Source organism: Pseudomonas lactis (assembly GCF_001439845.1).
Lineage (GTDB): Bacteria > Pseudomonadota > Gammaproteobacteria > Pseudomonadales > Pseudomonadaceae > Aquipseudomonas > Aquipseudomonas lactis.
The window spans coordinates 39,643-46,552 of sequence record NZ_JYLO01000004.1 but is presented as its reverse complement, the minus strand read 5'-3'; the positions used below and the strand labels follow the sequence as shown (position 1 = coordinate 46,552).

At 61.3% G+C, this 6,910-nt stretch carries 5 protein-coding genes; 3 read left to right on the top strand and 2 right to left on the bottom strand.

Annotated features, from left to right (window positions below):
• Window positions 1-396 precede the first annotated feature (396 nt).
• Window positions 397-1,548: a macrolide transporter subunit MacA gene (macA, locus tag TX24_RS07385; RefSeq protein WP_003190635.1), complete on the top strand. Its 1,152-nt coding sequence runs from the start codon at window positions 397-399 to the stop codon at window positions 1,546-1,548.
• A 3-nt stretch (window positions 1,549-1,551) separates the two neighbouring features.
• Window positions 1,552-3,510 carry a MacB family efflux pump subunit gene (locus tag TX24_RS07380; protein ID WP_003190636.1) on the top strand — a complete coding sequence of 653 codons (1,959 nt, stop codon included), beginning with the start codon at window positions 1,552-1,554 and terminating at the stop codon, window positions 3,508-3,510.
• Window positions 3,511-4,092: 582 nt separating this feature from the next.
• On the opposite strand, the gene TX24_RS07375 is transcribed toward TX24_RS07380, so the two are convergent.
• Together TX24_RS07375 and TX24_RS07370 are read right to left on the bottom strand one after the other, a co-directional pair.
• Window positions 4,093-4,764, bottom strand: coding sequence for a helix-turn-helix transcriptional regulator (locus TX24_RS07375; RefSeq protein WP_169878709.1), 672 nt, complete (start codon window positions 4,762-4,764; stop codon window positions 4,093-4,095).
• 242 nt (window positions 4,765-5,006) lie between these two features.
• The gene (locus TX24_RS07370) at window positions 5,007-6,251 is read right to left on the bottom strand and encodes a methionine gamma-lyase (RefSeq protein ID WP_057710030.1); all 1,245 of its coding nucleotides are present in this window, start codon (window positions 6,249-6,251) and stop codon (window positions 5,007-5,009) included.
• Between the two features lie 123 nt (window positions 6,252-6,374).
• Between TX24_RS07370 and TX24_RS07365 the strand changes: the two genes are divergently transcribed.
• A complete protein-coding gene (locus TX24_RS07365) occupies window positions 6,375-6,845 on the top strand; it encodes an Lrp/AsnC family transcriptional regulator (protein ID WP_057710029.1) in 471 nt (156 codons plus the stop codon).
• The last annotated feature ends 65 nt before the right edge of the window (window positions 6,846-6,910 follow it).

Sequence of the window (6,910 nt, the reverse complement as noted above, 5' to 3'; positions counted from 1 at the left end):
GGGTAAACCGGCAGGGATGCCGGTTTAGCCGCCCCGCGCCATGGATGGCGCGTGGCGGCGGCCCCCCAAATCACTGGCGGATTACGGGCACACCGAGCCTAGGCGAGGTGCCGAGTGGTGGGGCAAGAGCGTTTTGCTTACTTTTGCGCTTTTCAAAAGTGAGCCGCTGTCAGAGCGGAACCCTAAGTGGCCGTTACCGCAGCAATGGATATGTACTCATTCCAACCCAACGAAATGGTCGACCAAAAGGCCGCCTTCGCGAGCAAGCCCGCTCCCACAGGTTGATCGCGGGGTGTCAGGTAGACAGGGGTCGGCTGTCAGGCCGCCATCGCCGGCAAACCAGCTCCCACACCAAGGGCCCTAGCCACGCATTTGTACTCAATCAAGAAGCCAACCATGCAAACGTCTAAATTCCGCAAAATCGGCATTCTGGCTATAGCGGCCGTGGCAATCGGCCTGGCCATTTACACCGTAAACGCCCCCGCCGACGCCCCCCAATACCTCACCGCCACCGCCGAACGCGGCGATATCGAAAACGCGGTATTGGCCACCGGCCTGCTGGAGGGCGTCAAACAAGTCGACGTCGGCGCCCAAGTCTCCGGCCAGCTCAAGTCGCTGAAAGTCAAAGTCGGCGACAAGGTAAAGAAGGGCCAATGGCTGGCCGAAATCGACCCGCTAGTCCTGCAGAACACCCTGCGCAAAGCCCAGGTCGATGAAGAAAACCTCCAGGCCCAACGCCGCGCGACCGCCGCGCAGCTCAAGCAGGCCAAGTCCGTGTATGAGCGCTACAAAGGCTTGCAGGCCGATGAGTCGGTGTCACGCCAGGATTTCGAAGACGCCGAATCGACCTACCAGGTACAACAGGCCAACCTGCTGTCTCTGGACGCACAGATCAAGAGCGCGCACATCCAGATCGACACCGCCAAGGTCAACCTGGCCTACACCCGCATCAACGCGCCCATCGACGGCGATGTGGTGGGCATCGTCACCCAGGAAGGCCAGACCGTGATTGCCAGCCAGTTGGCGCCCGTGCTGCTCAAGCTGGCAGACCTGGACACCATGACCGTCAAGGCCCAAGTGTCGGAAGCGGATGTGATTCATATCAGCCCCGGCCAGCAGGTGTACTTCACCATCCTCGGCGAGGCGGACAAGCGCTATTACGCCAAGCTGCGCGGCACTGAGCCGGCGCCGCAGAACTTCCTTGAAACCCAGACCGCCGGCACGCCGAAGCAAAACACCGCGGTGTTCTACAACGCGTTGTTCGACGTGCCCAACCCCGACCACCGCCTGCGCATTGCCATGACCGCCCAGGTGCGCATCGTGCTCGACACCGCCGAGGCCGCGCTGATGGTGCCCGTGGCGGCGCTGGGTGTGCGCAATGCCGATGGCCGCTACGAAGTGCGGGTGCTGGATGCCAAGGGCAAGGCGGTGGCCCGCACGGTGAAGACCGGTATCAACAACAACGTCAAAGTGCAGATCCTTGATGGCCTGGCCGAGGGCGACACCGTGGTGATCGGCGACGCCACGCCTGCCGTGGCGGGGAGTTGAGTCATGAGCCAGCCTCTGTTGGAACTCAAGGGCATCACTCGCAGCTTCATGGCCGGCGAGCGTGAATTCATTGCGCTCAAGGGCATCGACCTGAGCATCCATGCCGGGGAAATGCTGGCGATTATCGGCGCCTCCGGTTCGGGTAAATCAACCCTGATGAACATCCTCGGCGGCCTGGATTACGCCACGGCCGGCAGCTACAAGATCAATGGCATCGAAACCCGCTCCCTGGGCGATGAGCAACTGGCGGAGCTGCGGCGTGATTACTTCGGGTTTATCTTCCAGCGTTACCATTTGCTCGCGCACCTGAGCGCTTTGCACAATGTGGAAATGCCGGCGATCTACGCGGGCACCCCGCAAAGCCAGCGCCATAGCCGCGCCGGGGAATTGCTGGCACGCCTGGGCTTGTCGGGCCATACCAGCCATCGGCCCAGCCAGCTGTCTGGCGGGCAACAGCAGCGAGTGAGTATTGCGCGGGCCTTGATGAACGGCGGTGAAGTGATCCTGGCTGACGAACCCACCGGCGCCCTCGACACCCACAGCGGCAAGGAGGTGATGCGCATCCTCGCCGAGCTGCATGCGGCGGGGCACACCGTGATTATCGTCACCCACGACCCCAAGGTCGCGGCGAACGCCCAGCGCATTGTCGAGGTGTGTGATGGCGAGATCATCAGCGACAAGGCCAACGACAGCGTCGGCCTGGAGTTGCCCGCCGAGGCGCCGGTCGAGCCCCGCCGCAGCGGTGCGCGGCGCCTGGTGGCGAGCCTGGGGTTGTTCAAGGAAGCGTTCAACATGGCGTGGGTGGCGCTGATCTCCCACCGCATGCGCACCTTGCTGACCATGCTCGGCATTGTCATCGGCATCACTTCGGTGGTGTCGATCTCGGCCATCGGCGAAGGCGCCAAGCGCTATGTGCTCAAGGACATCCAGGCCATCGGCAGCAACACCATCGATATCTTTTCCGGCACCAGTTTTGGCGACAGCCGCGCCTCGGCCATCGAGACCTTGATGCCCTCGGATGTGGAGGCGCTGAACCAGCTGTATTACGTGGACAGCGCCACGCCGGTGGTGGGGCGCAACCTGTTGTTGCGCTACGGCAATATCGACCTGGACGCCCAGGTCAATGGTGTCAGTGATCGCTACTTCAAGGTCAAGGGCCTCAAGCTTGAAGCCGGCATTGCCTTCAGCGAAAGCGATGCACGGCGCCAGGCCCAGGTGGTGGTGATCGACCACAATACCCGCCAGCGCCTGTTCGGGCCGAACATCGACCCGCTGGGCCAGGTGATCCTGATAGGCAACCTGCCGTGCACGGTGATCGGGGTGACGGCGGACAATAAAAACATGTTCGCCGCCAGCAAGGCCCTGAACGTGTGGGTGCCGTACGAAACCGCGGCGGGGCGTCTGCTGGGCCAGCGTCATCTGGACAGCATCACCGTGCGCATCAAGGACGGCCAGCCGAGCAAGGTGGTGGAAGACAACGTCAATAAGCTCATGCTGCAACGCCACGGCACCAAGGATTTTTTCACCAACAACCTCGACAGCATCATGCAGACGGTACAGAAAACCAGCCGCTCCCTGGCGCTGCTGCTGTCATTGATTGCGGTGATTTCTTTGCTGGTGGGCGGTATTGGCGTGATGAACATCATGCTGGTGTCGGTCACCGAGCGCACCCGTGAAATCGGGATTCGCATGGCCGTGGGGGCGCGGCAATCGGATATTCGCCAGCAGTTTCTGGTGGAGGCGGTGATGGTGTGCCTGATCGGCGGGATCATCGGGATCTCGCTGTCCTACGCCATCGGCTACCTGTTTTCGCTGTTTGTGAAGGAGTGGGAAATGGTGTTTTCGGTGGGCTCGATCGTTACCGCGTTTGCCTGTTCGACGTTGATCGGCATTGTGTTCGGTTTTGTACCGGCGCGGAATGCGGCGCGGTTGGACCCGATAGAGGCATTGGCAAGGGACTGATTTGTGGGAGCTTGCTCCCGTGACGGCCTGACAGCCGGCGCCTATCTCCCTGGCGCCCCAGGATCCAAATGTGGGAGCTGGCTTGCCTGCGATGGCGGCCTGACAGGCGACACAGTTGGATTGTGTGCATATCTATTGCTGCGGTAACGGCTACTTAGGGTTCCGCCCTGACGGCGGCTCACTTTTGAAAAGAGCCCAAAAGTAAGCAAAAAGGCTCTTGCCCCACCACTCGGCACCTCGCTTGGGCTCGGTGTGCCCGTAATCCGCCAGTGATTTGGGGGGCCGCCGCCACGCGCCATCCATGGCGCGGGGCGGCTAAACCGGCATCCCTGCCGGTTTGCCCCCCAAATCCCTGTCGAATTCCGGCCAGCGTGGTTTAACGGGGCGCCTGAGATCAAGATCACAAGCAGATCAAGAGCAAGATCAAGAGCTACTCGCTTCGCATCGTGGTTACCGGTGGCTGCGGCGAACTGCACAGTTGTGTAGATACCTATGCTGCGATAGCGGTGTGACAGTCTCCCCAGGGTTGCTGACCCACCGCTATCGCACGCAAGCCAGCTCCCACGGGGATTTTTGCTTGGCCTATGGGGCCGTGTCAGACTCGGTCGAGTACATCCAGCGCAACAACGAATGCCGCCCGCTGATCCCCAACTTGATCGCCGCACGCTTGAGGTAGCTCTCGATGGTGTTGACCTTCAACGCCAGTTGTTCGGCCAACTCCGGCGCGGTGCGCCCGGCCAGCAGGCCTACGCACACTTCCAGTTCACGGTTGGACAAGGTCAGCCCCGATTGCACCAGGCGCTCCTGGATACGTCGGCGCAAGGTATCGATGCCCTGGTGTTGCGGCTCTGCCGACGGGCTGTCCGAGAGCGATGGCTGCAGCGCGGTGATGTGTTTTTCCACCATGGGCAGCAACAGCGTGGAGAAGTCCTGGAGCATGCTGCGTTCTTGCGCAGAAAAACTCTCGGACGGGTGGGAGCGGTACACCGACAGTACATAGCGCACATCGTCCTTGCGGCGCGTGAGGTGCAGTTGTGCGGCGAGTTGCTCGCTGTCCAGGGCCGCCACCGAATCGGTGTACACCGGGCTGATTTTGCGACGGCCAAGGCCTTCGCGGCTGACGTGCAATTGGGTGATATGGGTGGCGTCCACTGCCAGTTGGGTAAGGATCAGGTCATGCAGCATGCGTGGGAAATGGCGGCTGCCGGTGCTGGCGATGACCTTGCCTATCTGTGGGAACAGGTGTGAGTTCATCAATTCGTCCATGAGTTTCGTGCAGGTATTGGGCCTTATAGCGACGGGGATTAAGAAGGTAACTAATGTGAATAACCTGCAGTGATAGTGCGTCCCGCCGCTGACATGCTAGTACAGGCTGGCTGAAGGAGGGGGATCCAATCTGCGAAAAAAAAACATTAAGCAGGTACAGCGGCAGTCGGATCCTTAGTCGGATCCTTCCGATCACCGCCCAGGCACCGCAAAACGCTTGGGTTTGGGCGCTATTTCAGCGCGTACGCCGCTGTCGTGGTGGGCCGCAGGTTGGCACCGTTGCACTTGGCCAGGGCTTGTTGGATATCCGCCAGCAGGTCGGCGACGTCTTCCAGCCCCACCGACAAACGTACCAGGCCCTCGCTGATACCGTGCTGCGCCCGTTGCTCGGGGGTGTAGGTGGAGTGGGTCATGCTCGCCGGGTGTTGGGCCAGTGATTCGGCATCCCCCAGGCTGACCGCGCGGGTGAACAGTTGCAGCGCGTTCATGAAGCGCTGGCCGGTCTCGATGCCACCCTTGAGTTCAAAGGCGATCATGCCGCCGGGCAGTTTCATTTGTCGGTTTGCCAATTCGTACTGTGGGAAAGAACGCAGCCCGGGGTAGGTCACCCACTGCACCGCAGGGTGTGCCTGCAACGCCTCGGCCACCGCCTGGGCGTTGCTGCAATGGCGGTCCATGCGCAGGCCCAGGGTCTTGAGGCCGCGCATCAACAACGCGGCGTCCTGGGGTGACATCACCGCGCCGGTCAAGTCCTTGAGTCCTTGCAGGCGAATGCGCTGGGCCAAGGCCTGGTTGCTCACCGCGATGCCTGCGGTGATGTCGCCGTGGCCGCTGAGGTATTTGGTGGCCGAGTGCACCACCACATCGGCGCCCAGTTCCAGGGGGCGTTGCAGGTAGGGGGTGCAGTAAGTGTTATCGACCACCACGGTGATGTTCGGCTGTTGATGAGCCAGTTCGGCCACGGCGGCGATGTCGATCAGGCGCAGGGTGGGGTTGGCCGGGGTCTCGCAGTAGACCATGCGGGTGGCCGGGGAGAAGGCTGCTTGCAGGGCGGCCAGGTCGGTCAGGTCGACATGCCGCACCTTGATGCCGAATTCGCCCAGGCCATGGTGCAACAGGGCGAAGGTACAACCATAAAGCGTCTGGCTGACGATGATCTCGTCGCCTGGGCGCAACAGGGTCCAGAACGTCGCGGCAATCGCGCCCATACCGGAGCTGAATGCCACGGCGGCTTCGCCGTTCTCCAGACTGGCCATGCGTGACTCCAGCAGGGCCAGGGTGGGGTTGGAAATGCGCGTATAGAAGTGGCCGCTGGCTTCGCCGGCAAAGCAGGCGGCGCCGTATTCGACAGTGGGGAAGGCGAAGGTGGCCGACAGGTAGATGGGCGGGACGAGGGCGCCGTGGTGGTCAAGAGGGTCATAGCCGTGGTGGATGGCACGGGTAGAAAAGCCGAAGCTGGTGTGTTTAGTGTGCATGTCGGGCGCTCCTTATTTCCTACAATGCTATGCTCATAACCACAGATGAACCTTGCAAAAAAGCCTGGAAAAACCCGCGTTTGTGGATCAAACACCGATAAAAATAATGATTAGAGGCACGTTATGCCCATCAAGCTGGACCGTACGGACAAAACCCTTTTAAACGCGTTGCAAGGCAACGCCCGCCTGACCGTGGCCGAGTTGGCAGAGCGGGTGGCCCTCACCACCTCACCGTGCTGGCGCCGGGTGCGCACCCTGGAGGAGAGCGGTGTGATCAGTGGCTATCAGGCGATCCTTTCTCCCAAGGCGCTGGGTTATGGGGTGACTGCGTTTGTCAGCATCATGATGGAGAGCCACACCCAGGAAATCGCCCGGGCGTTCGAGCAGCGGCTGTTGGCGATTCCGGAGATTGTGGCGTGCCATAACGTTTCAGGGCGCTATGACTTTTTGCTGGAGGTGGTGGCCAAGGACCTGGAGTCGTTTGGTGAGTTTGCGCGGGAGGTTTTGCAGACGTTGCCCTGCGTCAAGGAGATTTATTCGAGTTTTTCGTACAAGTCGGTGCGGCCGTTGCGGGTGATTCCGTTGCCGGGTTGACGGGGGGCTTACGGCGCCTTACCTACTGACACCCCCGCGATCCAGCTGTGGGAGCTGGCTTGCCT